Here is a 26,899-nt window from a genome sequence, read left to right as displayed (position 1 = left end):
GGGCTCCATCCATCCCCATCAGTGGGGCCCCTCAACCTTCCCCCGCAATGTTCCCAGACTTTCAAGACCGCCTGCCCGGCCGCGTTCTGCGTGTGCCGCAGGCCGTGGACGTGTGACGGCACAAAAAAAACCGGCGGGTGGAAGTTTCCACCCGCCGGTCAATTCACAAACTGTCAGCGGTGCTGATCAGCCCTGAGCGGCCTTTGCCACTTCTGCTGCGAAGTCTTCTTTCTCGACTTCGATGCCTTCGCCGACTTCCACGCGGACAAAGCCGGTGATGGTGGCGCCAGCTTCCTTGGCAGCGGCTTCCACGGTCAGGTCCGGGTTCACCACGAACTGCTGGTTCAGCAGGGTCGATTCAGCCACGAATTTCTTCATGCGGCCTTCGATCATCTTCTCGATCACCTGCTCCGGCTTGCCGGATTCGCGGGCGATGTCCATCTGGACCTGCTTTTCCTTCTCGACCACGGACGCATCCAGCTCAGCTTCGGACAGCGCGGCCGGGTTCACGGCTGCGATGTGCATCGCAACCTGCTTGCCGATCGCTTCGTCGCCGCCGTTCATGGCAACCAGAACGCCGATCTTGCCCATGCCGGCGGTGGCCGCGTTGTGGACGTAGGAGACGACGGTCTCGCCTTCCAGCTTCTCCATGCGGCGCAGCGACATGTTCTCGCCGATGGTGGCGATTTTGTCGGTCAGGGTCGCTTCGACGGTCTTGCCGCCCAGGTCGGCTGCTTTCAGCTCTTCGACGCCGTCGGCGGTCAGAGCGGCCTTGGCGATGCCAGCGACCATTTCCTGGAATTCGCCGTTCTTGGCAACGAAGTCGGTTTCGGAGTTCACTTCAACCGCAACGCCTTTGCCGCCATCGACGACCACAGCGACCAGGCCTTCAGCAGCGGTACGGCCGGATTTCTTGGCGGCTTTCGCCAGGCCCTTGGTGCGCAGCCAGTCGACAGCGGCTTCCATGTCGCCGTTGTTTTCGACCAGTGCTTTCTTCGCGTCCATCATGCCTGCGCCGGTGGATTCGCGCAGTTCTTTCACCATTGCTGCAGTGATTGCCATGTTAGGCTCCCTCAATTCAAAAACGGATTTGGGGCAGGAGATACCCTGCCCCGCATGTCAATTCCGTGACAGGACGGATCAGGCTTCGGCGGCGGCTTCTTCAGCCACGGCTTCTTCAGCCGGTGCCTCTTCCAGCGCGCCCAGGTCAACGCCTGCTGCGCCCAGCTGAGCGGACATGCCGTCCAGCGCCGCGCGGGCAACCAGGTCGCAGTACAGCGAGATGGCGCGCGATGCGTCGTCGTTGCCCGGGATGATGAAGTCCACGCCGTCGGGCGAGCAGTTGGTGTCGACAACAGCCACAACCGGGATGCCCAGTTTCTTGGCTTCGGCGATGGCCAGCGCTTCTTTTTTCACGTCGATGACGAACAGCAGGTCCGGCACGCCGCCCATTTCGCGGATGCCGCCCAGGGAGGCCTGCAGCTTCTCCTGGTCGCGTTCCATGCCCAGACGCTCTTTCTTGGTCAGGCCTTCGGCGCCGGAGGACATCTTCTCGTCGATTTCCTTCAGGCGGTTGATCGACTGGGAAACGGTTTTCCAGTTGGTCAGGGTGCCGCCCAGCCAGCGGTGGTTCATGTAGTACTGAGCGGACTTCTCGGCTGCTTCGGCGATCGGGCCGGCTGCCTGGCGCTTGGTGCCGACAAACAGCACGCGGCCGCCTTTGGCGACGGTGTCACGGACAACCTGCAGCGCCTGGTCCAGCATCGGAACAGTCTGGGTCAGGTCCATGATGTGGATGCCGTTGCGCGCGCCGTAGATGAAGGGCGACATGCGCGGGTTCCAGCGCTGAGTCTGGTGACCGAAGTGAACGCCAGCTTCCAGCAGCTGACGCATGGTGAACTCGGGAAGAGCCATGCTATTCTTTCCTTTCCGGTTTCTATCCTCGGCGGGGGTTCAGAGCAGATGCTCCAACCGGGGGTCCGTCAGGGATGTCTCCCCTGACCAGGCCAAACCCCGCCTGCGGGTTCGTAGCCGCGCCTATAGATCAGATATTGTCAGCTGGCAATAGCTGTCCCGCAGAAATCAGCGCCCTGCCCCCAATTCATGCCTTCAAGGCGGTTTGATGGCCGCTGCGCACCATCTCCTCTGCCCGGGCGGCCAGTGCCTTACGGTCCGGGAAGTCGGCCACCTTTAACGGCGGATGATAGATCAGCTCTACCGCGCCTTGGCGCGGGGCGGCCAAAACCTTCAGCAAATGCGGCCCAAAGTCCATGTCTCCCCACCAGCCGTAAAATCGGTCGGGCGCCCCCTTGGGCGCATGATACACCACCGAAACCGGCTGAACGTGCAGGCCGTTGCGCAGATGCTCATTGAAAAACGCGGCAAAGAGGGTTGTTTTGAAACGCAAAACCCGCAATCCATCGGTTGAGGTGCCTTCCGGGAAAAACAGCAGTTTTTGCCCGGCGCGCAACCGCTGCTCGAACAGATCTGCCTGCTCCCTGGCCTTCTTGGGATTGCGCTCGATGAACACGGTGCCGGTGGCGCGCGCCAGCCAGCCGATGCCTGGCCATTTTGCAACCTCTGCCTTGGAAACGAAATAGATCCGCTTGCGCGCGTTCAGGGCAAAGATGTCCAGCCAGGAGGAATGGTTGGCAACAACCGGGCCGCGCTGCCGCATCAGCGAGCCGCGGGTTTTGTACCGGATCCCCATAAGCCGGAACGCATTGCGGCAGACAAACTGGGTGATGAACGGCGTGACCGGCCGCTGCAGCCCGAACAGCGGCCGCTCCGCCAGGCGGACGGTCAACAGAACCAGCAACCCGCCAAACACCAGCAGCGCCAGCGGCACGCCCCGCAGCACCGCCAGACACCAGCCCAATGCATTGATCCGGACCGGATCGGGGGCGTCCTCACTTTGCCAGCTGATGCTCATGCGTGACCGCGGCCTCCTGCATAAATCTTGCGCTGGCGTTCATTCATCCGGGCGGTGTCCAGGATCAGGCAGACATCGGTGGTGTTGAATGCATGGTCGATATAGGCACCCTCGCCAACAAATCCGCCAAGCCGCAGGTAGGCCTTGATCAGCGCGGGGGTTTCCAGCATCGCGCGTTTGCGGTCCAGGTCAGCTTTGGCCACCAAGTCCATGGGTTGAAGAGATTTTGACCGGACGCGAAGTTCAGGCGGTGCCAAATGGTTGTGGTGCAGCATCGCCAGGGGGCTGGCCAGCTGCTGCGGATCGGTCCCATGAAAGCTGGCCACCCCGAACAGCACCTCTATGCCGTGCTTCTCGACATACTGCGCCAGCCCCGACCAAAGGTGGAACATCGCCATCCCGCCGCGGTAGTCGGGGTGCAGGCAGGACCGCCCCAGCTCCAGCAGCCTGCGGCCGGAGGCTTTGAGAACACTAAGATCGTATTCATCCTCGGAATAGAATTGCCCGGCCTTGGCCGCCTGATCGTCGCGCAGCAGCCGGTAGACGCCCACGACCATGCCCTTGGCGGTATCGGTCACCAGCATGTGGTCGAAAAACGGGTCGAACCGGTCCTGCTCCAGTCCGGCGTCATGGTCGACCATGGCCCCGCCGCCGCCCAATTCCCGGACGAACACGTCATACCGCAAGGCCTGCGCGGCCCGCAGCTCTTCCTCGGTGGCGGCGATTTTCACGGAAAACTCCGGAACGCTGTCCTGCATTCGGTTTCCTTGCATGTTTCGGGCTTGAGCGCCGCCTGCCATTGAGGCAAAGAGTGCGCATCATTTCAGGCTAATTTGAGGGAGTTCATTAACCCTTCATAAACCGTTATGGCTCAAAGACGGGGATAAGGGAGACGCGCGCTCCGTCAATCACGAGCTTTCCTTGATCGGGAAAATTCACGGTGATCTTGCCGCCGGCGTTCGACTGCACTTGACCGACCCCCCATTCGGGGTGATCCGGGTGCCGGACGAACATGCCGGGGGCTAAAATAGCGTTGAGGTCATTCATTTGCAGGTGGCCCAGTTCGGAGGAAGTAGAAGTTATGGGTGTAGATAACGCCAATCTGGCAGCATTGGTAGGGTCCCGGATCTGCCATGATCTGATCAGCCCGGTCGGCGCCATCAATAACGGTCTGGAGCTGCTGGGCATGGCCGGCAGCATGTCGGGCCCGGAGCTGGAGCTGATCTCCGACAGCGTTGCCAACGCCAATGCCCGCATCCGGTTCTTCCGGATCGCGTTCGGAGCGGCCGGCGACCAGCAAATTGGCCGCGCCGAGGTGGTCTCGGTGCTGGAAGACATCAGCAAATCCGGCCGGATCAAGTACCAGTGGTCGCCGCTGGAGGGATGCACCCGCAGCGAGGCACGCCTGGCGCTGCTGGCGGCGCTGTGCCTTGAATCCGCGCTGCCCTATGGCGGCACGGTCAAGATTTTCTGCGCCGACGGCAAGTGGACCGTGATGGGCGAAGGCAGCAAGCTGAATGTGGATGACGAGTTGTGGGCCCGTGTCAGCGGCGGCACATCCAACGCTGAAATCACCCCCGCGCTGGTCCAGTTCGCGCTGCTGCCCGAGGCGGCCAAGGAAGCAAACCGCACCGTCCGCCTGGAGCAGAACCTGGAAAAGATCACGCTGCAGTTCTGATCTAGCAGCACTTGCACAAAGAAACGCCGGGCGATGCGCCCGGCGTTTTGCGTTTGTGAGGGTTAGGCGCGGGTGGTGCCGTCGCCACGCACCAGGTATTTGAAGCTGGTGAGCTGCGTGGCACCGACCGGTCCGCGGGCATGCATCTTGCCGGTGGCAATACCGATCTCCGCCCCCATCCCGAATTCACCGCCATCGGCGAACTGGGTCGAGGCATTGTGCATCAGGATGGCACTGTCAAGCTCGGCAAAGAACGTCTTCACCGCGTCCTCATCCTCAGTGATGATGCAATCGGTGTGCTGGGAATGGTGCGCGCGGATGTGCTGGATTGCTTCATCTATGTCCGCTACTTGCTTGGCGGCAATGATGGAATCCAGATACTCCTTGCCCCAGTCCTCGTCCTGCGCTGCGGTCATGCCGTCCGGTCCGGGCAGCCCTGCTTCGGCGCGGATTTCAACGCCGGCTGCGGCCAGAGCTTCCAAAACCGCCTTGCCCAGCGACGGCGCAATGTCCTGGTGAATCAGCAGGCATTCCGCGGCGCCGCAGATCCCGGTGCGGCGGGTCTTGGCGTTCAGCACCACGTCCAGCGCCTTTTGCGGATCGGCGGATTTGTCGAGGTAGATGTGCACGATGCCTTCGAGGTGGGCAAAGACTGGCACCCGCGCCTCGCGCTGGACCAAGCCGACCAGGCCCTTGCCGCCGCGGGGCACGATGACATCGACATATTCTGTCATGGTCAGCAGTTCCTGCACCGCCGCCCGGTCGCGGGTCGGCACCAGCTGCACGGCGTCCTCGGGCAGGCCGGCGGTTTCAAGGCCCTCCGCCAGACAGGTGTGGATGGCCTGCGACGAATGAAAGCTTTCGGAGCCGCCGCGCAGAATGACCGCATTGCCCGATTTCAGGCACAGCGCGCCGGCATCGGCGGTCACATTGGGGCGGCTTTCATAGATCACGCCGATCACCCCCAGCGGGGTGCGCACGCGCTGGATTTTCAGGCCGGTGGGCTGCTCCCACTCCTCCATCACCTCGCCAACGGGATCGCGCTGGCCGGCCACAGCACGCAGGCCGTCAACGATGCCTTGGATGCGGGCCTCGTCCAGCATCAGCCGGTCCATCATCGCGTCCGACAGGCCCTTGTTGCGGCCGAACTCCAAGTCCTTGGCATTGGCTGCAATGATCTCGGCCCGGCGGCTCCAAACGGCGTTTGCGGCAGCGATCAGGGCCGCCTCTTTGCGCTCCGCGCTGGCTGTTGCCAGGATTTGTGCCGCTTGCTTTGCACGTTTGCCAAGCTCCGCCATCACTGCGGGAATGTTCTCATTGTCTTTCATGTGTCTCGCGCCCTTGCCGGTCCCTGTCTGGCACTTCCGTGCTTGCCGGCTGGAATAAACTATCAGGTGGTCTGATCAAAGCGCCATATCATCGCGGTGAATCAGCGCGGCGCGGGCGGGATAGCCCAGCGTGGCCTCGATATCATGCGAGCGGCGCCCCTGGATGGCACGGGCCTCATCGGCAGTATAGCGCGACAACCCCTGCCCCAGCTTGCGCCCGTCTGGGCCGAGGATGGCCAGCGGATCGCCGCGGCCAAAGTCACCCTCCACATGACGGACGCCTGCGGGCAGCAGGCTTTTGCCGGACATCAGCGCGCGCGCCGCGCCGTCATCAATTGTCAGGACACCGCGCGTCTTCATGGCGCCGATCCAGCGTTTGCGGGCGGTTTGCGGATCACCCTGCCCAGTGAACCAAGTGCAAGCCGCGCCTTCTTGGAGTGCTTTCAAGGGGTTGAGAGGCGATCCTTCGGTGATCGCCATGGCGCAGCCGGCTGCGGTGGCCATCTTGGCGGCCAGCAGCTTGGTGATCATGCCGCCTTTGGACAGGCCGGAGACACCGTCGCCCGCCATTGCCTCGATCTCGGGCGTGATCTCATCAATCCGGTCATAGCGCCGGGCGTCCGGGTCCAGCGCCGGGTTGGCGCTGTAGAACCCGTCGACATCGGACAGCAGGATCAGGCAATCAGCCCCCACCGTCACCGCCACCTGCGCGGCCAGGCGGTCATTATCGCCGTAACGGATCTCATCGGTGGCAATGGTGTCGTTTTCATTGACGATGGGCACCGCGCCCATGCTCAGCAGCGTTTCCAGCGTCGCGCGGGAGTTCAGGTAACGGCGGCGGTTCTCGCTGTCTTCCAGCGTCACCAGCACCTGCGCAGTGGTGATCCGGTGCGGCGCCAGCGCCTCCTCATAGGCGCGGGCCAGACGGATCTGGCCGACGGCGGCCGCGGCTTGGGATTTTTCCAGCGGCAGATCAGCGCGCGGCAGGCCCAGCACGCCGCGGCCCAGGGCGATGGAGCCGGAGGACACCAGAACCACATCGGTGCCGCGGGACTTCAGCCAGGCGACGTCATTGGCCAGCGAATGCAGCCAGCCGGCCCGCAGCTCGCCAGTGTCCCGGTCGACCAGCAGCGCCGAGCCGATCTTGACGACAATCCGTTTGGCTGAGCTTAGGGCTGCCAAGGATCTTCCTCCTCAGCGGGTTTCATCCGCACGCGGTCATCGTCGATTTCAGCCCGCACAGCGCGCAGCACCTCGTTCAGGCCTTCGCGGCTGACGCCGGACATCATCATCACCGGCCCGCCAACCGCGGCTTCCAGCGCCGCGCGCTTCTCGTCCCGTTCTTCGGGGTCGAGGGCGTCAACCTTATTCAGCGCGGTGATGCGGGGCTTGGTGGCCAGCTCGCCGCCATAGGCCTCAAGCTCGCTGATGATGGTCTCGTAGTCCTCGACCACCGTTTCGGAGGTGCCGTCGACCAGGTGCAGCAGCACCGCGCAGCGTTCAACATGGCCCAGGAAGCGGTCGCCAATGCCGCGGCCTTCATGCGCGCCTTCGATCAGGCCGGGAATATCGGCCACCACAAATTCGGTATTGTCGATACCTACGACGCCAAGGTTCGGGTGCAGGGTGGTAAAGGGGTAATCGGCAATCTTAGGGCGCGCGTTGGAGGTCGCCGCCAGAAAGGTCGACTTGCCCGCGTTCGGCAGCCCCAGAAGGCCCGCATCTGCAATCAGCTTGAGCCGCAGCCAGATGGTGCGGTCAACGCCCTCCTGCCCCGGGTTGGCGCGGCGCGGCGCCTGGTTGGTGGCGGACTTAAAATGCAGGTTGCCAAAGCCGCCGTTGCCGCCCTTGGCCAGCAGCACCCGCTGGCCCGGTTCGGTCAGGTCAGCCAAAACGGTTTCCTGATCCTCGTCCAGGATCTCGGTTCCCACCGGAACCCGCAGAACGATGTCGTCGCCGTCCTTGCCGGTGCGCTGCCGGCCCATGCCGGACTGGCCGTTCTTGGCAAAGAAATGCTGCTGATAGCGGAAGTCGATCAGGGTGTTCAGCCCCTCGGTGACCTCGGCCCATACCGAACCGCCCTTGCCGCCGTCACCGCCATCAGGGCCGCCATATTCGATGTACTTCTCACGCCGGAAGCTGACGCAGCCGTTCCCGCCGGCGCCCGAGCGGATGTAGACCTTTGCCAGATCGAGGAATTTCATGACAGCTCCTTAATGCGGCAGGATCTTGCGGCCTGCCCGCGCAGTACAAGTGTCCCGCCAAGGCCCTGGGCTGTGGCAGGAATGTTTGGTTTGCCTTACCGCAAAGCGCGCGCCGCGCCAATCACAGTTTTCGGCTGTAGGTCCAAGTTGGAACGGTGGCGTCGCGCGCGACCGAAAAGCTCTCGGCGTCGCCCAGATAATCAAAGCCGCAATGGATCAGCACCCGCGCAGAGGCCGGGTTATCCTGGAACACGCAGGCAAACATCGCCGCGTTGTTTTGCGGGTTTGCGTCCACCAGCGCCTTGAGCGCCGCAGAGGCAAGCCCGGTATTCCAGAACGGCGGCGCGGTCCAGTAAGACACTTCCGACTGGTTGCGGTCCATTCGTTTCAGGCCGATCACACCCTTCAGCTCGGCATCGCCATCAGCAGTGCCGTCAATCACCCAGACATCCTCGTCGCGTTCGTCCGCCATGGCGCGCGCCACAAAAGCCTCAGCCGCGCCGGGCGGCAGCGGGTGCGGGATCGACCGGGTCATGCGCGCAACGCGCTCGTCGCTGACATAATGCTCAATCAGCCCGGCATCAGATTTTCGCACCGGGCGCAGAATGAAACGCTCGGTTTCAATGACCTGCTGGCACACGATTTGATCCAGATTCATGGATGTGCTCCTCCTCTGCCGTCTTTCTCCGGGCGGACAGGGCCCTGTTTATTGTGGCGGCCAAATTCAGATGTGCACGTCCTGCCCCAACGGCAAGATACGCGCTGTTCAAATTGCGCAAAACTTCCCGTAGGCCGGGCGTGAAAACCCGGGAGCGGCGGCGCTGCACTGGGGGGCTTGGCCTGTGCTGGGAAAATCATCATTCACTCGCATACTCAAAAACAGAAAGAGGGACCGGCCTTATAGCCGATCCCCCTAAAGATTTCTTTACCCTTCGGGTCGGCTTACTCAGCGGCCTCCGCCACTGGGAGAACCGATACAAAGGTGCGGCCTTTCAGGCCTTTGCGGAAGGTCACAGCACCGTTAGCAGTGGCAAACAGAGTGTGGTCCTTGCCAATGCCCACGCCTTCGCCCGGCCAAAACTTGGTGCCGCGCTGACGCACGATGATGTTGCCTGCGATGGCCGCCTGGCCACCGTAGAGTTTCACGCCAAGGCGGCGACCGGCAGAGTCGCGGCCGTTACGGGAGGAACCGCCAGCTTTTTTATGTGCCATTCTCTCTCTCCTTAGCCTTTAGCCAGCTCTTTGGCCTGCTCAACCCACTCGGGCTTCACTTTGATTGCTTCGATACCAGCAATGTCGTCTTCGGACAAGGCTGCGATCTGGGCAAAGCTGGTGAGGCCTGCTTCTGCCAGTTTCTTGGCAGCTGCGGGGCCGACGCCGGTCAGCTGGGTCAGGTCGTCCGAAGAAGCAGCGTCAGCGGCCGGGGCAGCTTTGGCAGCAGCTTTCGGAGCGGATTTGGTTGCACCCGATGCCAGGATCTCGGTGATCCGGACCAGGGTCAGTTTCTGACGGTGGCCTTTGGTGCGCTTGGAGGAGTGCTTCCGGCGGCGCTTCACAAAGTTGATCAGCTTTTCGCCTTTGATCTGGTCGATCACTTCTGCCTTCACGGCAGCGCCTTCCACCAGCGGAGCGCCCACAACGGGTGCGTCGCCGCCAAGCATCAGAACTTCGTCGAACTGGATGGTATCGCCAGCATCTGCAGCAAGTTTTTCAACGCGGAGCACGTCGCCCGCCTGAACCTTGTACTGCTTGCCGCCAGTCTTGAGGACCGCAAACATATGCGTCTTTCCTTTTCTTACCGCGTCCTACGGCCCCCTTGCGGGTGTTCCGGCTGATGCCGCCTCGGACAGCGCGCCCATTCAAAGGGCGGATTACAGGTGAATCCCGGCACGCGGATTCCGGGCCGGGATGCGGGCTTATGGTTCGGAATGCCAGGGCTGTCAACCGTTTTCCACAGGCCGCGCCAAACGGTTGGCGGGCTCAGATGTCCTGCCCCGGTGTCAGGTCAGCCATGCGGTGCGCCAGTTCCTCAAAACGGTTGGCGGTGATTTCATACTGCACCGCATTCAACAGCTCGTAAACCCGCTGCATCGGCGCTTCCTCCAGCGCCTCGACATAGGTCTGGACCTCGGCGTCGGTGAACTCCTGATAGGTATAGGCAGAGGCCGCCAGGCTGGACGCCTGCAGGCTGAGGCGCAAGTCGCTCTCCTGCTCCTTCATCAGCGCCCGCAAGCCCTCGGCGTCCAGCTCCAGTTCAATCACGCCCGCGGCGGCAGCGGCCATCAGAAAGCGGAACTGGATTTGCTGCAGCGCCCGCACGCCGGTGCCGGCCGCATCAATGGCAGACCCCATCCGCTGGTACATGGCGACGCGCTCACTGCCCTCCTTGACCAGATCGGAAATGATCCGGTTGCCGGCCAGTTGCTTTACCTCATCATCCTCGACCATATGAGAGGCGTTTTCCGCCCGCACCAGCCGCTTGCCCAGATCGCTGGCATAAAAGGCTGCGGCGTGATCCAGCGCCTCGTCATCCAGTGTGTTTTCCAGAATCTCCACGGCAAGCCCGCGCATTTCGCGGGTGTCGAAAACGTCCTCCGACAATTCGGTCCACTGGCTGCCGAAGGCGCCGGTGTCGACGCCCAGCATTTCCGGCGCGCTTGAGGCGGACAGCGCGATGCTGTCGAGCGCCACATCAAATCCGGTCACTTCCAGAAACGCCTCCACCCGCTCCCGGTCGGCCGCCAGGGCCGGCAGCGGCCAGGCGGCGAAGGCGAGACACAGCACCGAAAGAAAACGCACAAGCACAGCGGGGATTGGGGTGATCATCTGCATAGGGCAAATCTAGGCAAAAACCTTTGGCTGGCAACGGATTTCCGGCTTTTTTTGTCAAAGCCGCATTTCGCCCCTTGCGCCGGTCCGGAATCAACATTAAACCGCGCCTCACCCCCCGCGGAGAGGTGCCGGAGTGGTCGAACGGGGCGGTCTCGAAAACCGTTGTGGGTGCAAGCCCACCCAGGGTTCGAATCCCTGTCTCTCCGCCATTTTCCCTTACAGACCGCTTCCCGGACAAGCCGCCCAGCCTGCGCCACAGCAACGAGGCAATCTTCGGATTGGCTGCTTCGCTGTGTTTTGATCTGTCTGAACGCCCTCCAGCCATTCACTCAAAGAAAACGCTGCAACAGCCTGTCATACAACAAAAAAGGCCGGACATTTCTGCCCGGCCTCTTGTGTTCTGGACTGCGCGGATCAGGCGCGGCGGCGGCGCCCGCCGGCGCGGCCGCCACGGCCGCGGCCTTCTTCGCCTTCGGCTGCCGGTGCCTTGTTGAACTTGATCCAGTCGCCGCCATGCGGGTCGTTGTTGGTCAGGAAGTTGGCGGCGCGGATGGCTTCCATCTCCTTGCCTGCGCGCGGCTTTGTGGAGCCGAGGCCGAACATGGTGACAAACGCTTCGTCGTCCATGCCTTCCGGCAGAATGATGCCAGCGGCTTCGACCGCGGCCTTCTTCTCGGCAATCGCCTTCTGGGTCACCGGCAGCGCCACCGGGTTCATGATCGCAGAGGTCATGCCCGCGCCCATTGCCATCGGCAGGAAGGCGTTGTTGATGCCGTGACGGTTCGGCAGGCCAAAGGAGATGTTGGAGGCGCCGCACGTGGTGTTCACGCCCAGTTCTTCGCGCAGGCGGCGGACCAGGGCAAACACCTGCAGGCCGGCAGTTGCCATGGCGCCAACCGGCATCACCAGCGGGTCAACCACGATGTCATGCGCCGGGATGCCGAAATCGGCAGCGCGCTCAACGATTTTCTTGGCCACGGCAAAACGCACATCGGGGTCTTCAGAGATGCCGGTGTCGTCGTTGGAGATCGCCACAACCGGCACGTTGTACTTTTTGACCAGCGGCAGGATCTGCTCCAGGCGCTCTTCTTCGCCGGTGACAGAGTTCAGCAGCGGGCGGCCTTCGCAGACTTCCAGACCGGCTTCGAGCGCGCCGGGAACCGAAGAGTCGATGCACAGCGGCACATCGACCAGGCCCTGCACCAGCTCGACGATCTTCCGCATCAGCGGCGGCTCGGTCTCGTTGGGGTTCGGGTTGGAGTTGTACACCACGCCCGCGTTGATATCGAGCACGGTTGCACCGGCCAGAACCTGGGCCACAGCGTCTTTCTCAACGGTGGAGAAATCGCCGGCTTCCAGCTCGGCCGCCAGTTTCTTGCGGCCGGTCGGGTTGATCCGCTCACCAATCACGCAGAACGGCTCATCAAAGCCCAGGACCGCGGTTTTTGTTTTTGATTCTACGACTGTACGGGTCATTGTTGATCCTTAGGAGTTGACCGGCTTCGCCGAGGCGCCGCCGTTGTTGATGGCCCAGGTGGCATTGGTCTTGATGCCGCCCAGCGGGAAGAAGTGGACATTGGTGATGTTGAAGTCCGGGTTCTCCGCCTTGTAGGCGGCCAGTTCAGCCACAACATCGGTCGGCTCATAGGGCAGCAACAGCTTGGACACGTCCATCGCGCGCTTTTGCAGAACCTTCAGCGACGGGCCAACCCCGCAGGCGATGGCGAATTTGATCAGGGTCTGCAGTTTGGCCGGGCCGGCGATGCCGATGTGGATCGGCAGGTCGACACCCGCAGCTTTGAGGCCGTTGGCCCATTCGATGATCGGCTTGGCCTCAAAGGCGAACTGGGTGGCCAGCGCCATTTTGGCGTCGGTGCGCTCGGAGAACTTCTGCTTCCACTGAAGCGCTTCGGAGACATTCTTGGTGGAGCCGTCCGGGTCGATGTCCTTGTTGCCTTCCGGGTGGCCGGCAACGTGCAGGCTGGTGAAGCCCGCCTTGTCGAACAGGCCGGTTTCCAACAGCTGCATGGAGCTGTGGAAGTCGCCATGCGGCTTGGCAACACCGCCCGCCAGCATCAGCGCCTGCTTGACGTCCGCTTCGCCCTGGTAGCGGGCGATCCAGTCAGCCAGCGTGGCCTCGTCCTTGATGATCCGCGCCGGGAAGTGCGGCATCACCGGGAAGCCTTCGGCGTTCAGGCGTTTGGCAGTGGCGACCATATCTTCGATCGGGGTGCCTTCGATGTGCGCGATATAAACGCGGGTGCCCGCGGGCAGCAGGTCGCGGAAGTCGGCGACCTTTTCGGCGGTGCGCGGCATGACCTCGATCGAGTAGTCCTGCAAGAAGGCCTCGACCTGCGGGTTGACGGTCTGAGCGGCGCCAGTGTCACGTTTTTTAAAGTTCAGCAAAGCCATCACGGCCTCCCAAGAATGGTCTACGGGTCATGCCCATCCGTCATTTGCAATCAGGGCCTTCAGGCGGTCCTGATCATACTCAGCTTCCAGGCGTTTGGCCTCGGCTTCGGCAACATCGGCTGCTTCGCCCTCAGCGGAAAACGGTGCCGCCTTGCGCCACTCGGCAAGATAGGCGTCCGCGTCCTTTGCGTTCACCTTCATGGCCGCGCGGTCGATGGCCTGCTCGAACCGTTCCTCGAGCTGGCGCTTGGCGCCGCGGCGGCCTTTGCCAACGATGACCTGCGCGGGGATATCGCGCCAGTAAACGATCGTAACGTCGGGCATGCCCTGTTTTCCTCCTAGCCTGGATAGACCACGTTCTAGAGCGGTGGCGCTCGGCAAGTTGGTCGAATTTCGACAACACGATGGGATTGAGCGACGTTTTGCTGCCGCGACACTAGCTTTGTGCACATTCGAATGCCACAGGGGTTTTCCGCCAAAATATTCATGTGGATTATGAGGAGCCCGCTAGGCAGCGGAAATTGCTCCGCTTCTGGCGGCCAGAGCTTGCGCCGCCGCAGCTGCGCACCTATTGTCAATGTTAACACGATAATCGGAGGGCGTGAATCATGGCGCCCAGGCGCTCGAAAGGTGCGGGCGCGTTTCCCAAAGCGGTTGAGACCCCTGCACCGGCCCGTCCCGATCCAGATGCGCTCTATGCCGCTTTGGATTTGGGAACAAATAGCTGCCGTATGCTGATTGCCCAGCCCAAGGGCAGCGGCATTCATGTGGTGGACAGTTTCTCCAAGTCGGTGCAGTTGGGCGCCGGGCTGGAGCGGACCGGACGGCTGTCGCGGTCCTCGATGGCGCGCACCATTCAGGCGCTGCGGATCTGTCAGCAGAAACTCAAGCGCAACCGCGTGCGCCGGATGCGGCTGGTCGCGACTGAGGCTTGCCGCCGCGCCAAAAACGCCCGCGACTTCATCCGCCAGGTCAAGCGCGAGACAGGCCTGACGCTGGAAATCATCCAGCCGGAGGAAGAGGCGCGTCTGGCGGTCATTTCCTGCGCACCTTTGGTTTCGACCAAGACGGAACAGCTTCTGGTGGTTGATATCGGCGGCGGCTCGACAGAGCTGGTGTGGATCGACATTTCCTCCGTGCCGCGGCGCGACCGCCCATCCGCCATCATGCGGCTGCACAACGGGTTCCACTCGACCGAAAGCCCCTTCCCCGCTGCTAAGGTGGTGGATTGGATTTCCGTGCCGCTGGGGGTCGCCACTTTGCGCGATCAGTTCAACGATGTGGAGGATGATGCCGCCCGCTTTGCGCTGATGAGCTGGTTCTTTGAGGAGAACCTGGCGGATTTTGCCCCCTACAAAGATGAGCAGGCGCGCGCAGGCTTCCAGATCGTTGGCACCTCCGGCACCGTGACAACCGTTGCCGCGTCGCACCTCGGGCTCAAGCGCTATGACCGGACCAAAGTGGACGGGCTGCGGATGACCAGCGATCAGATTGACAAAGTGATCCGGGGTTATCTGGAACTCGGGCCCCAGGGCCGCCGCCGCGACCCCCGCATCGGCGAGGACCGGCAGGCGCTGATCATGTCCGGATCCGCAATCCTGCAGGCGCTGCTGCGCTGCTGGCCGACCGACCGGCTGTCGGTTGCCGACCGCGGGCTGCGCGAGGGCCTGCTCTATGCGCAGATGAGTGCGGATGGCGTTCTGGAGGACGGCCCCTACTAACAGCTCAGCATCGTCTGAAGGTCCTGTTCATGTATACGACCATTGCCATAGCTTACCGGCTAAGCACCGTTTCAGTAACGGTTTCCGCGTTGGAGGCAGCGGGGTTCAAGGTATTTTGCCCGTGGATCAACACCATGACGCTGCTGCCCCATTACAGCCTGGCATTTGGCGGCGTTCCGATCGCTGTTCCGCCCAAAACTGCAGCCGAGGCCTCTGAGTTTCTCAAAGCAGTTCACAGCGGGACTATCAGCCCTCTGGAAACAGAAGGGTGCGAAGCTGATACCCTTCCCGCGCCGCTAGAGAAAAAGCGCCTTCGGGACAAGGCTGCAAACATTCTAGGATATGTCCTTTGCAGCGTATCCGCTCCCTGGCCCGAGCTAGCATTGTCCGGGGAGAAAGCATCGCCTTGATCCGGCTGGAGCAAGAGGTTATCTGCAGCCCTTACTTTCGGAGAATACGCTTATGGCAAAGACCCCCACTGGGAAAAACACTTCCGGGCGCGGGCAGCGCGACCTGAAGGTCAAGGTGAAATCGGCGCGCGGCCGCAAGCTGAGCTCGACCCGCTGGCTGCAGCGGCAACTGAACGACCCTTATGTGAAACGCGCCCAGGCTGAGGGGTATCGCGGCCGAGCCGCCTATAAGATCATGGAGCTGGACGACAAATTCCGGTTCCTGGTCAACGGTGCCCGGGTTGTCGACTTGGGCTGCGCGCCGGGCGGCTGGGCGCAGGTTGCAGTGAAGCGCATCAATGCCCTGGGGGAGAAACCAGGCAAGGCCGTGGGCCGCATCATCGGCATTGACTTGCAGGAAGTGGAGCCGCTGGCGGGCGCCGAGTTCCACCAGCTCGACTTCATGGATGACGGGGCCGACGACAAGGTCAAGGAATGGCTGGGCGGCAAGGCAGATGTTGTGATGTCCGACATGGCGGCGGCCAGTTCCGGCCACAAGCAGACTGACCACTTGCGGATTATCTCGCTGTGCGAAACCGCGGCCTATTTCGCCTTTGACGTATTGGAAGAGGGCGGCACCTTTGTGGCCAAGGTTCTGGCCGGCGGCGCCGAGGGAGAGCTTCAGAAACTGCTGAAACAGAAGTTCACCAAGGTGATGAACATGAAGCCGCCCTCCTCGCGGTCGGACAGCTCCGAAAAATTTGTCGTTGCCACGGGGTTCCGCGGCTGAGCGGGATCAGACCGGCCGGTTATGCGGGGTTGTCAGCGACCGGCTTGCTAGGGTGCGCAGCAGGATCGCCTCCTCACCATCGTCATCGGTCAGCCGGGACACCCGCAGCTTGCGGCTGACATGGCTGGCCATATCGCGCTGGCGCATCAGTTCGAACAGCCGCATGTGGCGCAGTTTGTTTTGCAGTTTTGTCATGATGGCCCCTTCTGGTTCCGCTGCTTTGTTGCAGGCTTAGATGGGGATTAGGCCGCAAGCGGGGCTCAATTGTGGCAGGGCTGCCTTATTGTTGCAAAAACGGAAACAGTTGCACGAAAGCCGCAGCCGTCACGTCCGCCCCATCCCGTCTGCCATGTCGCTTAAGGCGCCGTTGAATTCCGCACCAAGGATCAGGATCGCGGAATTCAGATAGAGGAAGATCATAGCCGCCATCGCCCCGGCAAGACCGGCATATGTGGCGGAGTACCGGGCGAATGAGCCGACGTAGACCGCAAACCCGCTGCCGCAGGCCAGCCAAAGGAGCAGGGTCAGCACTGCCCCCGGCAAAATCCGTCGGAACCGGTGGATCCGCCCCGGCAGCAGGATGTGAAAGGCCAGCACCGCTCCGATGGGCAGCGCCAGTGCCAGAAGGCCGCTGAGCCCCTGCTCCCAGCCCTGCGGAACGCTGGCAAACGGCAGAAGCTTGGTGATGTGGCGCACGTAGAGCGGCAGAAACACCTCAAAAAAGGCGACCGCCAGAATGCCCGCTCCGCCCATGATGACGAGCCCGATGCACAGCGCGCGGGCGCGCCAGAACGGTCTGGTGTCGGTATCGTGGTAGGCCTGCACCATCGCCACCCGCACCGCATCAACCCCGTTGGACGCGAAATACAGCGCAAACAGCCCGCCCAGGGTCACGAGCTGGGTGTTCGACGTCTGCAGCACTGCCTTCATCTCAGTCAGAATCGGCCGCGCCACGGCGTCCGGCCAGACGCTGAAAACCTGCTCGGTCATCAGGTCCATTTCCACCTCTTGCGACAGCAGGCTGGCCACGGTGCCGGCTAGCGCAACCGTGAACAGAACAAACGGGAACAGCGCCAGCATCATCGACATCGCGATGTGGCTGCTCATGACCCAGCCGTTCTTCCGGTTGAACCGGCGGGCGGCGGTCAGAAGGGCTGCGGGCCAGCGGCTCAGAGGGGGCAGGATCGGCATGCAGGCAAGGTTCCACAGGCGCCCGCAAATATCCAGTAGCAATGGCCCTTTATGCGGTTTTAGCGTTGCCTGTAGCATAACCGCCTATGGTGTGCGGGCGATGCGCATATTAGGTAAGTGCAAAGGTTCAAATTCGGGACTGCGGAATGTTCTGGTTAATTATCAGCACGGGCGCGATCGCCGCAACCTGGGCGGCTGCCGGGCTGGCTGCCCTAAGTGCGGCCCGCACAGCCCGGACCCCCCAAGGGGCGATCGGCTGGGTGGTGTTCCTGCTGTCGGCGCCGGTGATTGCCCTGCCCGCCTATATGATCTTCGGGCATCACAGATTCAGAGGCTACTGGAAGGCCCGCCGTGGCGCGGAACAGGCAGTGATCGCCACCCGTAATTATACCAGTGCCCAATCCGAGGACGCGCAGGAATTGCCGGTCAACCCCAGCCCGTTTGAAGCGATTGCCGGCATGAATGTGTGCCGCGGGAACGGCATGACGCTTCTGATCAATGGTCAGGATACCTTCAATGCCATCTTCGAGGCTTTTGAAAATGCGCAGGAATACATCCTTGTGCAGTATTACATTCTGCATGCGGACGACCTCGGGCACGCGCTTCAGAAACGGCTGATCGCTGCGGCTGAGCGCGGGGTAACCATCTGGTTCATGACCGACAGCATCGGAAGCCGCAAACTGCCCCGTGCGTACACCAGCGCGCTGGAAGCCGCCGGTGTCAACCTAATTGACCCGGCGGTTCAGAGGGCGCCCTGGCACCGGCTGCGGATCAACTTCCGCAATCACCGCAAGACAGTTGTTGTGGACGGCCGCGTCGGATTCACCGGCGGCCTGAACGTCGGGGATGAGTACATGGGGCTGGACCCGGCATTCGGGCCGTGGCGCGACACGCATGTGCGTCTCACCGGCCCGGTTGTTCAGCAGCTTCAGCTGTCCTTCGCGGAAGACTGGCATTGGCGAACCCAGGAACCTGTTCTGGACCTGCTGAACTGGGAAGCTGAGGCTTCGCCGCAGGACCGCCCGGCGCTGATTGCCTCCACCGGACCCGGCGACACCACTGGCAACGGCTCGATGCTGTATTTCTCTGCTATTTCCGCGGCGCAGGAGAGAGTGTGGCTGGCCTCCCCCTATTTCGTGCCGGACCAGGATGTGTTTGCAGTGCTTAAGCACGCAGCCCTGCGCGGGCTTGATGTCCGGATCCTGCTGCCGGAACACGCCGACCACGTGCTGCCCTGGCTTGCGGCCTTTGCCTATTTTGACGAACTGCGCGGCGCGGGCGTGCGCATCCTGCGCTACCAGGGCGGCTTTATGCATCAGAAATGTTTTGTCATTGACGACACGATTTCCGGCGTCGGCACCGCCAATCTCGACAACCGCTCGTTCCGATTGAATTTCGAGACAATGGCGCTGTTCTTCGACCGCGGCTCCGCCGGGGAAATTGCAGACATGCTGGCCCAGGATTTTCAGCGTGCGACCGAGCTTAGCCTGCCGCTGGACCAGCAGAGGCTCAGCATCCGGCTGCTGGCCCCGGTAGCCCGGCTGCTGGCGCCGGTGCTTTAATCCTGGCCGTCATACGGCTGGCCGTTCAGAGAGAACAGGCGCCCCATCGCGCTGACCAGGAAGGCAGTGCTGATGCCGAACCCGAACAGCCCGGTCACGGCGGCAAAAGCGGCAAAGATCCGCAGCGCCGGCCCCAGCACCACGTCGCCATAGCCCAGCGTGGTGTAGGTCGCGAGCGAGAAATAGACGGAAGTGTTCCAGTCCTCAATCGCGCCGACCAGGACAAAGGCCGAGGACCAGATCCAGACTTGTGCGGTGTGGCCGCCGAGGATGATGAAAATCGCCGCGACCAGCATCAGTCCGATTTGCCATCGGCGGTACGGTTTGGGAAACCGGGCAGACAGCTTGTTCAGCACCGACGCGCACCAGACCAGAACCGAGATCTCCAGGATCAGGCAGACGCTCAGATAGATCGAGCCCCACAGCAGCTGGTTCCACAGTGTCATTCCTGCCCTCGTCTTCGTCGGTGGCTTGGCCTCTCCCGGCCGCCTAATTGGTTTCTGTTCTTAACCACTTAAGCCGAGGATCGCCAGCAGCAGGCATCCGGCCCTGTCTTTCTGCCGCACTGGACTTCCAAGAGCCAGAGGTATTGAGTGCATTTGCAGGAATGGACGGCCAAACGCCGGAGGTGCCGTAGAATGGTTCTGAAGATCCGCAACGTGACCAAGGCTTATCCCGGCCAGACCTCGGAAACCGCCGTGCTGCGGGGGGTGTCGCTTGACCTTGCTGCGGGTACCAGCCTGGCGCTGACGGGTGACAGCGGTTCCGGCAAAAGCACCCTGCTGCACTTGGCCGGAGCGCTGGATCACTTTGACAGCGGCGAGATCGAGATTGGAGCCACCCGGCTTTCCGGTCTTGGCGACCGCCATCGCGCAGCGCTTCGCAGGAAAGAGGTTTCTCTGGTTTTCCAGCAATTTAATCTCATCCCTTCACTCACGGTCCGGAAAAACATCTCGCTGCACGCGCGGCTTGGCGGCCGCTGGGACGCGGTTTGGGGCCAGCAGCTGGCGGACCGCCTTGGCCTGTCCGGGCTGCTTGACCGCTACCCGGAGCAGCTGTCGGGCGGCCAGCAGCAACGGGTTGCCATCGCGCGCGCCCTTGCCCTGCGTCCCAAACTGCTGCTGGCGGATGAGCCGACCGGAAACCTGGATGAGACCGCCAGCGCCGCGGTGATGGAGCTGATGCTGGAACTGGTGCGGGAAAGCGGTGCGGCGCTGTTTCTGGTCACACATTCCGCCGCAATCGCACAGATGCTGGACCGGCAGCTGCACCTCAAGCACGGCAAGGCCGCATGATCCGCGCCGCCCTGGGATCCATCCTGTCCCACTGGCGGCGCCATCCGCTGCAGCTGGCGACACTGATTGCCGGGCTGGCGTTGGCCACCGGCCTGTGGTCGGCAGTGCAGGCGATCAATGGCGAGGCCCGCGCCAGCTATGCCCGGGCGGCGCAGCAGCTGGGCACCGCAGGTGCTGACCGGCTGGTGCCGGATAGCGGCGGTATCGCATTGCGCCAGTATGCAGCCCTGCGCCGGGCGGGCTGGAAGCTGGCGCCGGTGCTGGAAGGCACTGTCAGGTTCGGGCGGCAAAGCTTTGATATTATGGGCGTTGACCTGCTCAGCCATCCGCTGGTGGCGGACATGGCCGAAGCAGCGGAACAGGATGGCGCGCCGCCGCTGGACGCGCTGCTGGCGCCGGGCCGCTTCTTTGCGCATCCGGACACTGCAGCAGAGCTTGCAGCCGCGCAGCAGCAGCACCCGGTCACCCGCACCAGCGCCTTGCCCCGCGGTGTGCTGGTGGCTGATTTGAGCCTCGCCAGCCGTCTGCTGAAGCAACCGGAGGCGCTGAGCTATCTTCTGGTCCTGCCCGGCCAGATTCCGGGCCTGACACCGCTGGCGGAACTCGCCCCCGCGCTGACCCGCGTTGCCGCCCAAAGCGCAGCAGCAGACACCGCGCGGCTCACCGACAGTTTTCACCTCAATCTGACCGCCTTTGGGCTGCTGTCCTTCGCTGTGGGGCTGTTCATTGTCCAGGGGACAATCACCCTCAGCCTGGAGCAGCGCCGCGGCCTGATCCGGACGCTGCGCGGGCTTGGGGTGCCGATGCAAGTCCTGACCGGCCTGTTCGCCGCAGAACTGGCGATTGCAGCATTGATTGCGGGTGCGGCTGGGCTGGCAGGCGGTTACCTGGTTGCTGCGGCGCTGCTGCCGGATGTCAGTGCCACATTGGCCGGGCTCTACGGGGCGCCGGTGGATGGCAGCCTGTCCCTGCGCCCTGGCTGGGTCTTGTCCGGGCTTGCAATGGCGCTTGGCGGTACATTCCTGGCCGGGGCACAGGCGCTTTTTGCGATGTGGCGGATGCCGCTCCTGGCGGCACCAGCAACCCGCGCCCGCGGCCAGCAGGCTGGCCGGACGCATCTGCTATCTGCCGCTGCGGGGGGCGTCTGCATCCTGGCAGGGATTTACGTTATTAATTTATTTCAGGGGCTTGTTTCCGGGTTTGTCTTTCTTGGCGGCCTGATGCTGGGCGCCGCTTTGATGCTGCCCTTGCTGATTTCAGGCGGCCTCCGGCTCGGCGCGCGGCTGGCCCGGCGGCCATATGCGGAATGGCTTTGGGCTGACACCCGGGCGCAGCTGCCGGGCATGTCGCTTGCCCTGATGGCGCTGCTGCTGGCGCTGGCGACGAATATTGGCGTGGGAACGATGGTTTCCAGTTTCAGGCTCACGTTTGTGGGCTGGCTGGACCAGCGCCTGGCGGCTGAGGTCTATGTGACCGCAGGAACTGACGCGCAAGGCGCAGCGCTTGCCGATTGGCTCGACGGCCAAGGGGTAACCGTGCTGCCGATCCGCCGAAGCGATCTGCGGTTCAAAGGGGCGCCGCTTCGGATCTATGGGGTGGTGGACGATCCGACCTACCGGGAGCATTGGCCGTTGCTACAGGCCTTGCCGCGGGTCTGGGATCGCGTCGCTGCCGGAGAGGCCGTGCTGATAAACGAGCAGCTAGCCCGCCGCCACGGCCTGGCGCCTGGCGGAAAGCTCCAGCTTGAACCCGGATGGTCGCTGACGATTGCCGGGATCTATTCCGACTACGGCAACCCCAACGGCCAGGCGATTGCCGCGCTGCACCAACTGCTGGCCCGCGCGCCCGGCATACCCAACCGGCAGTTCGGCCTGCGATTGCCGCCGGATCAGGTTCCTGACCTCATCAGCACCATCCGGGAGAGTTTTGAAATACCACGGGAAAACATCGTTGATCAGGCGAGCCTCAAGGCGCGCTCGCTGGCGGTGTTCGACCGGACCTTTGTCGTTACCGCCGCGCTGAACCTGCTGACCCTCGGGGTGGCCGCCTTTGCCATGCTGACCAGCCTGCTGACCTTGTGGAGCCAGCGCCTGCCGCAGCTGGCGCCGGTCTGGGCGATGGGGCTCAGCCGCCGCCAGCTTGCCGCAACCGAGGTGCTGCGCAGTGTCCTGCTCGCCGCGATCACCGCGGTGCTGGCGCTGCCGCTGGGGCTGATCCTGGCCTGGGCGCTGCTTGCGGTGATCAATGTCGAAGCTTTTGGCTGGAAGCTGCCCATGCATGTCTTCCCGGGCGACTGGCTGCGGCTGTTTCTGCTGGCGCTGCTGGCCGCCATGGTGGCTGCCGCCCTGCCCGCGCGCCGGCTCAGCCGGCTCGATCCGTCCGAACTGCTCAAGGTGTTTGCCAATGAACGCTAGAACTGTCCTCGCGCTTGTTGTTGCCGGGTGGGCTTCGCCCGCGCTGCCGCAAGGGTTTGCCGGTCTGGGCTCAGAGGCCGAAGGCTTTGCCATACCGCAGCGCGGCTATCAGCTGGACTTCCCCGCGGATCATGGCCCGCACCCGGACTTCCGTATTGAGTGGTGGTACTTGACCGCCAATCTTGAAGGCGCGGATGGCCGGGATTACGGCGTCCAATGGACGCTGTTCCGCTCGGCCCTGGCGCCAGGCGACGGGGCCGGCTGGCAGAATCCGCAGATATGGATGGCCCATGCGGCAGTGACCGCACCGGATCAGCACCTTTTTGCCGAGCGTATCGCCCGCGGCGGCATCGGCCAGGCAGGCGTCACAGCGCAGCCCTTCGCGGCCTGGATCGACAACTGGCAGATGGCGTCGTCCCAACATGGACTTGAAAACCTGAAGCTTACCGCTGCGGGCGTAACTTTTTCCTATGATCTGCAACTCACCGCGTCTGGCCCCTTAGTGCTGCATGGAGAAGACGGGTATTCCGTGAAATCCGCCAGCGTCCAGGCGAGTTATTACTATTCGCAGCCGCATTACGAGGTCACCGGCACCGTGTCGTTTCCCCAGAGCGCGGTTGAGGTCACGGGCCACGGCTGGCTGGACAGGGAATGGTCCAGCCAGCCGCTGGCTGAGGATCAAAGCGGCTGGGACTGGTTCTCGCTCAGCTTCGAGAACGGCGCCAAGCTGATGGGCTTTGTCCTACGGGCAGAAAGCGGCGATTTCACCTCCGGCACCTGGATTTCGGCAGATGGCACGGCGGAGCCGCTGGAGCCGGGGACCTTCCAAGCCGAGCCCTTGGAATACAGCGAGGTGCAGGGCCGCAGGATCCCGACACGCTGGAGCGCGCGCCTGCCGGAGAAAGCTGTTTCCGTTGAAGTCCAGGCACTTAACCCGCAAAGCTGGATGGGCACCACATTCTCGTATTGGGAAGGGCCGGTCACAGTCACCGGCAGCCACAGCGGCACGGGCTATCTTGAGATGACCGGGTACGAATAAGGGCGCCCGAAGGCGCCCCTAAGATGTTCAGCGGACCACAAAGACCGAGCAATCCGAGTGCCGGATCACCCGGGCCGCATTGGGCCCGAGCAGGTAGTCTTTCAGATCCGGCTTGTGCGCGCCGATCACGATCAGCCCGCTGCCCGCCGTTTCGGCCACTTTCAGGATCTCCTGATAGGCTGTGCCGGTGGCCACCAGATGGCGCACCTTTGCATTGCGCTCTTCCCCCAGCAGCTTGCTGCACAGGTCCTGAAGCCGCTTGGTGGCGTCCTCTACTGCCTTTTCGTGGTGGTGTTCCTCGAAAAAGCCGGACACCCAGGTCTCGCCGAAGTTGGGCAGGACGTTGACCACGTCCAGCTGGGCGCCGTCAAGATCCGCCAGCCTGGCGGCCTCGGTCAGGACCTTTTCGTCCAAGGCGCGGTCGCTCAGCTCCAGGGCGCAAAGAACGGGTTTGCTCATGCCGGTACTCCTTCCTGTTCACGCGCGCGTCCGCGCTGCAGAAACGCAATCAGCGCCACCAGCAGCAGCGCCGGGATGAAGATCAGTTCCTTGGGCAGCTGGCTGGCCGGGGCCTGGATTGCAATGATCCGCACCGGTTCGTCGGCGTAGAAGTCAAAGCTTTCCAGATTGGGCGCCGCCGGGGTGCCGAACATCGGCTCCTCCAGTTTCACCACGCCGTCCTCTTCCAGCAGCAGCAGGCCATAGGCATCCACAGCCTGCTGGCCGCCAGTGCCATCGGCGGTCAGGAGCATCGTCGTGCTTTTGATTTCGGACGTGTCGAAATCAGGGCCTTCCACAGTGATCCGCAGCTCAGCGCCCGGCTCTGCCTCATCCATCGCCTGCACCAGCTGCGCCGGCGGAACCTGCGCATAGGGTGGCATAATCCGGTCCATGAAAAAGTCCGGCCGGAACAGCGCAAAGGCGGCAAAGATCAGCAGGATGCTTTCATAGATCCGGTTGCGGCTGATGAAATAGCCCATTGTGCCGGCGGTAAAGACCAGGATCGCGATGGTAGCCGATATGGCAACCAGTATCCCCTGTATCCAGTTCACATCAATCAGCAGGAGATCGGTGTTGAAGATGAACACGAACGGCAGCGCCACGGTCCGCAGGCTGTAGAAGAATGCGGTGAAACCGGTGCGGATGGCATCGCCGCCAGACACAGCGGCCGCGGCAAAGCTGGCAAGCCCGACTGGCGGCGTCACGTCGGCCATGATCCCGAAGTAGAACACGAACAGGTGCACCGCGATCAGCGGCACGATAAGGCCCGACTGGGCACCCAGTTCCACCACGACACCGGCCATCAGCGAGCTGACGACGATGTAGTTGGCGGTGGTCGGAAGACCCATGCCCAGAACCAGAGACAGTATGCCGACCATAACCAGCATCAGGATCAGGTTGCCGCCCGAGATGAACTCAACCAGCTCTGACATCACCTGCCCCACACCGGTGAGGGTGACGGTGCCCACGATCACACCGGCGGTGGCGGTTGCCAGCGCGATGCCGATCATGTTGCGGGCGCCGTCGATCAGCCCGTGCCACAGGTCGCTAACGCCTTCCATGAAGGCATTGGCCATATCGCTCTGGCCGCGGAAAATGGCCTTGAGCGGTTTTTGGGTCACCAGGATCACGAACAGCAGCGCCGTGGCCCAGAAGGCGGAAAGACCGGGCGACTTCTGCTCGATCATCAGGAAGTAGACCAGCACGATGATCGGCAGCAGGTAATGCAGTCCCGCCTTATAGATTTCTGCCACAACAGGCAGTTCGACCTCTGCGGCATTGGGGTCATCCGGCACCAGATCATCAACGCCGGCGGCCAGCCACAGCAGTGCGATATAGGCGGTCACAACCAAGGCTGACAGCGTCAGCCCGGACGCGTCCGGCATGGCTGCAACGATCCATTTCACCGGGTACTGCACGCCATAGCAAAGCGCTGCGAAGCCGGCAAAGAACAGCGCCATACCGCCAATAGTACGGCCCATGGACACCACGCGGTTGCCCAGCGTCGGCATGTTCCGCTTCACCGCTTCCAGGTGCACGATATAGACCAGCGCGATGTAGGAAATCGCAGCCGGCAGGAAGGCGTGGGTGATCACCTCGACATAGGAGATGCCCACATATTCCACCATCAGGAAGGCCGCAGCGCCCATCACAGGCGGCATGATCTGGCCGTTCACGGAGGACGCAACCTCAACCGAGCCCGCCTGTTCTGACGTGAAGCCCACGCGTTTCATCAGCGGGATGGTGAAGGTGCCGGTGGTGACCACGTTGGCAATCGAGGAGCCGGAGATCAGGCCGGTCGCGGCAGAGCCCACAACCGCCGCTTTGGCCGGGCCGCCGCGCAGGTGGCCAAGCGCGCCAAAGGCCATCTTGATGAAGTAATTGCCGGCGCCTGCCTTATCCAGCAGCGCGCCGAACAGCACAAACAGGAACACGAATTTGGTGGACACACCCAGGGCAATGCCGAACACGCCCTCAGACGTGATCCACATGTGGCTCATCGCCTTTTTCAGGCTGGCCCCTTTCCAGCGGATGACTTCGGGCACGTATTCCGAAGAGCCGAAGAAAACATAGAGAAGGAAAATTGTCGCAATGATCGCCATTGCCGGCCCCAAAGCGCGGCGTGCGGCTTCGAACAGCAGGATCAGGCCGGCCAGGGCAAACCACTTGTCCATGTCATCGGCAAGGCCGCCAGAGTCGACGATTTTCTGATAGAAAATATAGCCATAGAGCGCGATGCCGGTCCCGGCGATGGCAAAGATCCAGTCCTGTATCGGAATGTATCCGCGCGGGCTGCTTTTTAATGCGGGATAGGCGGCATAGGCCAGGAAAATGGCAAAGGCCAAATGGATTTGCCGCGAATTGTTCACCACGCTGCCAGGCAGCAGCAAGTTGGAAACTGGTGAAGCCAGAATGACTTGGAAAACCGACCAGATGACTGCGACGATTGCCAGAAACAGCCCCACGCTTCCCACCGGGTTGCGGGCGCCGGCGTCAGAGGACGCGACAAGTTCCTGAAGCTCTTCTTCGCTGAGCGGTCGATTTCCCTGAGCATCGGATGTCATGGATAATCTCCCCTAGGGCCGGCGCGGAGCGGCTCGGCCTCAAATTT

28 protein-coding genes and 1 tRNA gene are annotated in these 26,899 nt (G+C 62.6%); 9 read left to right on the top strand and 20 right to left on the bottom strand.

From position 1 onward, the window contains the following. Positions 1-186 precede the first annotated feature (186 nt). The 5 genes from tsf to ACTRWG_RS00885 all read right to left on the bottom strand — a co-directional run bounded on the left by tsf (position 187) and on the right by ACTRWG_RS00885 (position 3,979). The gene (gene tsf / locus ACTRWG_RS00905; protein WP_027237675.1) at positions 187-1,062 is read right to left on the bottom strand and encodes a translation elongation factor Ts; all 876 of its coding nucleotides are present in this window, start codon (positions 1,060-1,062) and stop codon (positions 187-189) included. 78 nt (positions 1,063-1,140) lie between these two features. Next, positions 1,141-1,914, bottom strand: a complete 774-nt coding sequence (gene rpsB / locus ACTRWG_RS00900; RefSeq protein WP_027237674.1) for a 30S ribosomal protein S2 — start codon at positions 1,912-1,914, stop codon at positions 1,141-1,143. 187 nt (positions 1,915-2,101) lie between these two features. Then, on the bottom strand, positions 2,102-2,932 hold the full coding sequence (olsA, locus tag ACTRWG_RS00895) for a lyso-ornithine lipid O-acyltransferase (RefSeq protein ID WP_027237673.1): 831 nt from the start codon (positions 2,930-2,932) through the stop codon (positions 2,102-2,104). Next, entirely contained in the window at positions 2,929-3,690 is a 762-nt protein-coding gene (gene olsB / locus ACTRWG_RS00890) for an L-ornithine N(alpha)-acyltransferase (protein WP_027237672.1), read from the bottom strand. Before olsB ends, olsA begins: the two co-directional genes overlap by 4 nt. 106 nt (positions 3,691-3,796) lie before the next feature. Further along, on the bottom strand, positions 3,797-3,979 hold the full coding sequence (locus tag ACTRWG_RS00885) for a DUF3553 domain-containing protein (RefSeq protein WP_027237671.1): 183 nt from the start codon (positions 3,977-3,979) through the stop codon (positions 3,797-3,799). 34 nt (positions 3,980-4,013) lie between these two features. On the opposite strand from ACTRWG_RS00885, the gene ACTRWG_RS00880 reads away from it, so the two are divergent. Continuing rightward, complete coding sequence (locus tag ACTRWG_RS00880) at positions 4,014-4,610, top strand: histidine phosphotransferase family protein (RefSeq protein ID WP_027237670.1); 597 nt, start codon at positions 4,014-4,016, stop codon at positions 4,608-4,610. Positions 4,611-4,672: 62 nt separating this feature from the next. Here the strand turns inward: ACTRWG_RS00880 and ACTRWG_RS00875 are convergent, their stop codons facing one another. The 7 genes from ACTRWG_RS00875 to ACTRWG_RS00845 form a co-directional block, all read right to left on the bottom strand. Beyond that, a complete protein-coding gene (locus ACTRWG_RS00875) occupies positions 4,673-5,938 on the bottom strand; it encodes a glutamate-5-semialdehyde dehydrogenase (protein ID WP_027237669.1) in 1,266 nt (421 codons plus the stop codon). A 75-nt stretch (positions 5,939-6,013) separates the two neighbouring features. Then, positions 6,014-7,120, bottom strand: a complete 1,107-nt coding sequence (proB, locus tag ACTRWG_RS00870; RefSeq protein WP_027237668.1) for a glutamate 5-kinase — start codon at positions 7,118-7,120, stop codon at positions 6,014-6,016. After that, positions 7,108-8,142 (bottom strand): GTPase ObgE, encoded by a 1,035-nt coding sequence (gene obgE / locus ACTRWG_RS00865; protein ID WP_027237667.1) that lies wholly within the window; start codon positions 8,140-8,142, stop codon positions 7,108-7,110. Before obgE ends, proB begins: the two co-directional genes overlap by 13 nt. 121 nt (positions 8,143-8,263) lie before the next feature. Then, on the bottom strand, positions 8,264-8,800 hold the full coding sequence (locus tag ACTRWG_RS00860) for a GNAT family N-acetyltransferase (protein ID WP_027237666.1): 537 nt from the start codon (positions 8,798-8,800) through the stop codon (positions 8,264-8,266). A 284-nt stretch (positions 8,801-9,084) separates the two neighbouring features. Continuing rightward, positions 9,085-9,354, bottom strand: coding sequence for a 50S ribosomal protein L27 (rpmA, locus tag ACTRWG_RS00855; protein ID WP_027237665.1), 270 nt, complete (start codon positions 9,352-9,354; stop codon positions 9,085-9,087). Between the two features lie 11 nt (positions 9,355-9,365). After that, positions 9,366-9,920 (bottom strand): 50S ribosomal protein L21, encoded by a 555-nt coding sequence (rplU, locus tag ACTRWG_RS00850; RefSeq protein WP_027237664.1) that lies wholly within the window; start codon positions 9,918-9,920, stop codon positions 9,366-9,368. Between the two features lie 202 nt (positions 9,921-10,122). After that, a complete protein-coding gene (locus tag ACTRWG_RS00845) occupies positions 10,123-10,974 on the bottom strand; it encodes a DUF2059 domain-containing protein (RefSeq protein ID WP_027237663.1) in 852 nt (283 codons plus the stop codon). Positions 10,975-11,093: 119 nt separating this feature from the next. Between ACTRWG_RS00845 and ACTRWG_RS00840 the strand changes: the two genes are divergently transcribed. Then, positions 11,094-11,183: transfer RNA gene (locus ACTRWG_RS00840), tRNA-Ser, on the top strand. 205 nt (positions 11,184-11,388) lie between these two features. Here the strand turns inward: ACTRWG_RS00840 and ACTRWG_RS00835 are convergent. The 3 genes from ACTRWG_RS00835 to ACTRWG_RS00825 are packed head-to-tail and all read right to left on the bottom strand — an operon-like array spanning position 11,389 to position 13,710. Then, positions 11,389-12,450, bottom strand: a complete 1,062-nt coding sequence (locus ACTRWG_RS00835; protein ID WP_027237662.1) for a methyltetrahydrofolate cobalamin methyltransferase — start codon at positions 12,448-12,450, stop codon at positions 11,389-11,391. A 9-nt stretch (positions 12,451-12,459) separates the two neighbouring features. After that, complete coding sequence (locus tag ACTRWG_RS00830; protein ID WP_027237661.1) at positions 12,460-13,386, bottom strand: methylenetetrahydrofolate reductase; 927 nt, start codon at positions 13,384-13,386, stop codon at positions 12,460-12,462. Between the two features lie 27 nt (positions 13,387-13,413). Next, a complete protein-coding gene (locus ACTRWG_RS00825) occupies positions 13,414-13,710 on the bottom strand; it encodes a virulence factor (protein WP_027237660.1) in 297 nt (98 codons plus the stop codon). 284 nt (positions 13,711-13,994) lie between these two features. On the opposite strand from ACTRWG_RS00825, the gene ACTRWG_RS00820 reads away from it, so the two are divergent. Genes ACTRWG_RS00820 through ACTRWG_RS00810 form a run of 3 tightly spaced genes read left to right on the top strand, consistent with a single transcriptional unit; the run spans position 13,995 to position 16,286 of the window. After that, positions 13,995-15,107 carry a Ppx/GppA phosphatase family protein gene (locus ACTRWG_RS00820; protein WP_027237659.1) on the top strand — a complete coding sequence of 371 codons (1,113 nt, stop codon included), beginning with the start codon at positions 13,995-13,997 and terminating at the stop codon, positions 15,105-15,107. Between the two features lie 29 nt (positions 15,108-15,136). Then, a complete protein-coding gene (locus tag ACTRWG_RS00815) occupies positions 15,137-15,517 on the top strand; it encodes a hypothetical protein (protein ID WP_027237658.1) in 381 nt (126 codons plus the stop codon). Between the two features lie 52 nt (positions 15,518-15,569). After that, a complete protein-coding gene (locus ACTRWG_RS00810; RefSeq protein ID WP_027237657.1) occupies positions 15,570-16,286 on the top strand; it encodes an RlmE family RNA methyltransferase in 717 nt (238 codons plus the stop codon). A gap of 6 nt (positions 16,287-16,292) precedes the next feature. On the opposite strand, the gene ACTRWG_RS00805 is transcribed toward ACTRWG_RS00810, so the two are convergent. Further along, positions 16,293-16,481, bottom strand: a complete 189-nt coding sequence (locus ACTRWG_RS00805; RefSeq protein WP_027237656.1) for a hypothetical protein — start codon at positions 16,479-16,481, stop codon at positions 16,293-16,295. Positions 16,482-16,610: 129 nt separating this feature from the next. Further along, complete coding sequence (locus tag ACTRWG_RS00800) at positions 16,611-17,477, bottom strand: YihY/virulence factor BrkB family protein (RefSeq protein ID WP_027237655.1); 867 nt, start codon at positions 17,475-17,477, stop codon at positions 16,611-16,613. Between the two features lie 146 nt (positions 17,478-17,623). Between ACTRWG_RS00800 and cls the strand changes: the two genes are divergently transcribed. Further along, complete coding sequence (cls, locus tag ACTRWG_RS00795) at positions 17,624-19,039, top strand: cardiolipin synthase (RefSeq protein ID WP_027237654.1); 1,416 nt, start codon at positions 17,624-17,626, stop codon at positions 19,037-19,039. On the opposite strand, the gene ACTRWG_RS00790 is transcribed toward cls, so the two are convergent. Continuing rightward, the gene (locus ACTRWG_RS00790; RefSeq protein ID WP_027237653.1) at positions 19,036-19,485 is read right to left on the bottom strand and encodes a potassium channel family protein; all 450 of its coding nucleotides are present in this window, start codon (positions 19,483-19,485) and stop codon (positions 19,036-19,038) included. The two genes, cls and ACTRWG_RS00790, sit on opposite strands and share 4 nt — an antisense overlap. A gap of 192 nt (positions 19,486-19,677) precedes the next feature. Here ACTRWG_RS00790 and ACTRWG_RS00785 point away from each other — a divergent pair, with 192 nt between their 5' ends. From ACTRWG_RS00785 to ACTRWG_RS00775, 3 genes are read left to right on the top strand one after another with little or no spacing between them, the layout of a single operon-like run. Then, a complete protein-coding gene (locus ACTRWG_RS00785; RefSeq protein ID WP_027237652.1) occupies positions 19,678-20,334 on the top strand; it encodes an ABC transporter ATP-binding protein in 657 nt (218 codons plus the stop codon). Then, the gene (locus ACTRWG_RS00780; protein WP_027237651.1) at positions 20,331-22,748 is read left to right on the top strand and encodes an ABC transporter permease; all 2,418 of its coding nucleotides are present in this window, start codon (positions 20,331-20,333) and stop codon (positions 22,746-22,748) included. Before ACTRWG_RS00785 ends, ACTRWG_RS00780 begins: the two co-directional genes overlap by 4 nt. Further along, positions 22,738-23,787, top strand: a complete 1,050-nt coding sequence (locus ACTRWG_RS00775) for a lipocalin-like domain-containing protein (RefSeq protein ID WP_462828831.1) — start codon at positions 22,738-22,740, stop codon at positions 23,785-23,787. Before ACTRWG_RS00780 ends, ACTRWG_RS00775 begins: the two co-directional genes overlap by 11 nt. 27 nt (positions 23,788-23,814) lie before the next feature. Here ACTRWG_RS00775 and ACTRWG_RS00770 read toward each other — a convergent pair whose 3' ends face one another. Further along, a complete protein-coding gene (locus ACTRWG_RS00770) occupies positions 23,815-24,246 on the bottom strand; it encodes a universal stress protein (protein WP_027237649.1) in 432 nt (143 codons plus the stop codon). Next, a complete protein-coding gene (locus tag ACTRWG_RS00765; protein WP_027237648.1) occupies positions 24,243-26,852 on the bottom strand; it encodes a TRAP transporter permease in 2,610 nt (869 codons plus the stop codon). The genes ACTRWG_RS00770 and ACTRWG_RS00765 overlap by 4 nt, the downstream gene beginning before the upstream one ends. Between the last annotated feature and the right edge of the window lie 47 nt (positions 26,853-26,899).

The sequence above is a fragment of the Leisingera sp. G5_S3_59_S7 genome (assembly GCF_054968485.1).
The sequence above is the reverse complement of the archived record's forward strand: the minus strand, read 5'-3'. Positions and strand labels throughout refer to the sequence as shown.

What these genes read in the sequence shown, in the direction of transcription:
- ACTRWG_RS00805 (WP_027237656.1), bottom strand. Translation starts at nt 16,481, where the DNA reads ATGACAAAACTGCAAAACAAACTGCGCCACATGCGGCTGTTCGAACTG.
- rplU (WP_027237664.1), bottom strand. Translation starts at nt 9,920, where the DNA reads ATGTTTGCGGTCCTCAAGACTGGCGGCAAGCAGTACAAGGTTCAGGCG.
- ACTRWG_RS00820 (WP_027237659.1), top strand. Translation starts at nt 13,995, where the DNA reads ATGGCGCCCAGGCGCTCGAAAGGTGCGGGCGCGTTTCCCAAAGCGGTT.
- cls (WP_027237654.1), top strand. Translation starts at nt 17,624, where the DNA reads ATGTTCTGGTTAATTATCAGCACGGGCGCGATCGCCGCAACCTGGGCG.
- ACTRWG_RS00885 (WP_027237671.1), bottom strand. Translation starts at nt 3,979, where the DNA reads ATGAATGACCTCAACGCTATTTTAGCCCCCGGCATGTTCGTCCGGCAC.
- ACTRWG_RS00835 (WP_027237662.1), bottom strand. Translation starts at nt 12,450, where the DNA reads ATGACCCGTACAGTCGTAGAATCAAAAACAAAAACCGCGGTCCTGGGC.
- olsA (WP_027237673.1), bottom strand. Translation starts at nt 2,932, where the DNA reads ATGAGCATCAGCTGGCAAAGTGAGGACGCCCCCGATCCGGTCCGGATC.
- ACTRWG_RS00810 (WP_027237657.1), top strand. Translation starts at nt 15,570, where the DNA reads ATGGCAAAGACCCCCACTGGGAAAAACACTTCCGGGCGCGGGCAGCGC.
- ACTRWG_RS00845 (WP_027237663.1), bottom strand. Translation starts at nt 10,974, where the DNA reads ATGCAGATGATCACCCCAATCCCCGCTGTGCTTGTGCGTTTTCTTTCG.
- ACTRWG_RS00860 (WP_027237666.1), bottom strand. Translation starts at nt 8,800, where the DNA reads ATGAATCTGGATCAAATCGTGTGCCAGCAGGTCATTGAAACCGAGCGT.
- ACTRWG_RS00770 (WP_027237649.1), bottom strand. Translation starts at nt 24,246, where the DNA reads ATGAGCAAACCCGTTCTTTGCGCCCTGGAGCTGAGCGACCGCGCCTTG.
- rpmA (WP_027237665.1), bottom strand. Translation starts at nt 9,354, where the DNA reads ATGGCACATAAAAAAGCTGGCGGTTCCTCCCGTAACGGCCGCGACTCT.
- olsB (WP_027237672.1), bottom strand. Translation starts at nt 3,690, where the DNA reads ATGCAGGACAGCGTTCCGGAGTTTTCCGTGAAAATCGCCGCCACCGAG.
- ACTRWG_RS00830 (WP_027237661.1), bottom strand. Translation starts at nt 13,386, where the DNA reads ATGGCTTTGCTGAACTTTAAAAAACGTGACACTGGCGCCGCTCAGACC.
- ACTRWG_RS00875 (WP_027237669.1), bottom strand. Translation starts at nt 5,938, where the DNA reads ATGAAAGACAATGAGAACATTCCCGCAGTGATGGCGGAGCTTGGCAAA.
- ACTRWG_RS00815 (WP_027237658.1), top strand. Translation starts at nt 15,137, where the DNA reads ATGTATACGACCATTGCCATAGCTTACCGGCTAAGCACCGTTTCAGTA.
- ACTRWG_RS00825 (WP_027237660.1), bottom strand. Translation starts at nt 13,710, where the DNA reads ATGCCCGACGTTACGATCGTTTACTGGCGCGATATCCCCGCGCAGGTC.
- obgE (WP_027237667.1), bottom strand. Translation starts at nt 8,142, where the DNA reads ATGAAATTCCTCGATCTGGCAAAGGTCTACATCCGCTCGGGCGCCGGC.
- rpsB (WP_027237674.1), bottom strand. Translation starts at nt 1,914, where the DNA reads ATGGCTCTTCCCGAGTTCACCATGCGTCAGCTGCTGGAAGCTGGCGTT.
- ACTRWG_RS00800 (WP_027237655.1), bottom strand. Translation starts at nt 17,477, where the DNA reads ATGCCGATCCTGCCCCCTCTGAGCCGCTGGCCCGCAGCCCTTCTGACC.
- ACTRWG_RS00765 (WP_027237648.1), bottom strand. Translation starts at nt 26,852, where the DNA reads ATGACATCCGATGCTCAGGGAAATCGACCGCTCAGCGAAGAAGAGCTT.
- tsf (WP_027237675.1), bottom strand. Translation starts at nt 1,062, where the DNA reads ATGGCAATCACTGCAGCAATGGTGAAAGAACTGCGCGAATCCACCGGC.
- ACTRWG_RS00780 (WP_027237651.1), top strand. Translation starts at nt 20,331, where the DNA reads ATGATCCGCGCCGCCCTGGGATCCATCCTGTCCCACTGGCGGCGCCAT.
- ACTRWG_RS00775 (WP_462828831.1), top strand. Translation starts at nt 22,738, where the DNA reads ATGAACGCTAGAACTGTCCTCGCGCTTGTTGTTGCCGGGTGGGCTTCG.
- ACTRWG_RS00790 (WP_027237653.1), bottom strand. Translation starts at nt 19,485, where the DNA reads ATGACACTGTGGAACCAGCTGCTGTGGGGCTCGATCTATCTGAGCGTC.
- ACTRWG_RS00880 (WP_027237670.1), top strand. Translation starts at nt 4,014, where the DNA reads ATGGGTGTAGATAACGCCAATCTGGCAGCATTGGTAGGGTCCCGGATC.
- ACTRWG_RS00785 (WP_027237652.1), top strand. Translation starts at nt 19,678, where the DNA reads ATGGTTCTGAAGATCCGCAACGTGACCAAGGCTTATCCCGGCCAGACC.